Origin of the sequence: Photobacterium salinisoli (assembly GCF_003614885.1) — a bacterium.
Classification (GTDB): Bacteria; Pseudomonadota; Gammaproteobacteria; order Enterobacterales; family Vibrionaceae; genus Photobacterium; species Photobacterium salinisoli.
The window spans coordinates 1-969 of sequence record NZ_QZMS01000012.1 but is presented as its reverse complement, the minus strand read 5'-3'; the positions used below and the strand labels follow the sequence as shown (position 1 = coordinate 969).

The window sequence follows — 969 nt, the reverse complement described above, 5'->3', positions numbered from 1 at the left end:
CAAGATGCTGGATTGGCTTAATGATGCGGTGGACAAAGGCAGTGAAATGCTGGGCGGGGCGTGGGAAGACACGACGGAGTTTGCGGGCGGTTGGTGGAATGATTACCTCGACAGCAAGCCGACCCCGAACAGCACCCAAGACCCGAACGCCAACGAGACGGGCAACACGGCGACAGTCACCCAGCAGCGCCCCCAGTCTTTCCACTATGGCTGGATCATCGGCGGGGCGGTTGTCCTGCTGTTGGTCATCGTTTTGATAATGCGGAGGTAATCAATGCCTTTAGTACCTCTATTAATCGGCGGTGGTGTGTTGTGGGGCAGCGGCGCCCTTGTGGGCGGCTCCCTCGGCTATACCGCCGCAGACGGGACTAAGTACCTGAGTGCGGGCGTGGTGGCCGTGGGCGTCATCGTGCTGGTGCTGGCCTTTCTCTATTTTCGTAAAAAGGGGGCGCTGTGAGCGGATCATCTTCTGGCGGTTTAGCCAGTCTGGCCGGAACCGCCGCCGGGGCAAGCATGGGCTTTCCCGGCATGGATATGTCCGGGGCATTGGGTGCACTGGAGTCAGTGAGTGACAGCGGGCCGATGACCACCACCAACGGCCCGGTCGAAATGAACTTCGAGGCGGGCGGTGTGACCTTCGGGGCGAAAACCCCGAACTACACGCTAATCGTGGTGGCAATCGCGGCCATGGTACTGCTGTTTTTCTACCTGAGGGGGCGCTGATATGGGCTTATTCAGTACGAAAAAGAGTGCTAACAGCAACATCAATAACAGTGTTAACACCTCCAACAGCATGGGCGTCAGCGGTGCGAACAACGGCATGATGTTCAGTGGCATTGATGGCAGCGTCACCATGACTGACCACGGTGCCATGGAAGCCGCGGGGGAAATGGCCAGTGATGCCATGACCCTTGGCTCGAATGCGTTAGCGTCGAATAACAACGCCCTGACGGATGCGTTTAGTTTTGG

At 58.2% G+C, this 969-nt stretch carries 3 protein-coding genes and 1 pseudogene; all 4 read left to right on the top strand.

Going from position 1 to position 969, the window contains the following annotated elements; all coding sequences use genetic code 11:
* Positions 1-271, top strand: a 271-nt coding sequence (locus D6M16_RS17745) for a hypothetical protein (RefSeq protein WP_162941106.1), incomplete at its 5' end; no start/stop codon positions are given.
* A 3-nt stretch (positions 272-274) separates the two neighbouring features.
* On the top strand, positions 275-457 hold the full coding sequence (locus D6M16_RS17740; protein WP_120513246.1) for a hypothetical protein: 183 nt from the start codon (positions 275-277) through the stop codon (positions 455-457).
* The gene (locus D6M16_RS17735; protein WP_120513245.1) at positions 454-723 is read left to right on the top strand and encodes a hypothetical protein; all 270 of its coding nucleotides are present in this window, start codon (positions 454-456) and stop codon (positions 721-723) included. Before D6M16_RS17740 ends, D6M16_RS17735 begins: the two co-directional genes overlap by 4 nt.
* 1 nt (position 724) lies before the next feature.
* Positions 725-969, top strand: a pseudogene (locus D6M16_RS17730) (hypothetical protein); the annotation flags it as partial.

Coding starts and splice junctions, on each gene's coding strand:
- D6M16_RS17740 (WP_120513246.1), top strand. CDS start 275: ATGCCTTTAGTACCTCTATTAATCGGCGGTGGTGTGTTGTGGGGCAGC.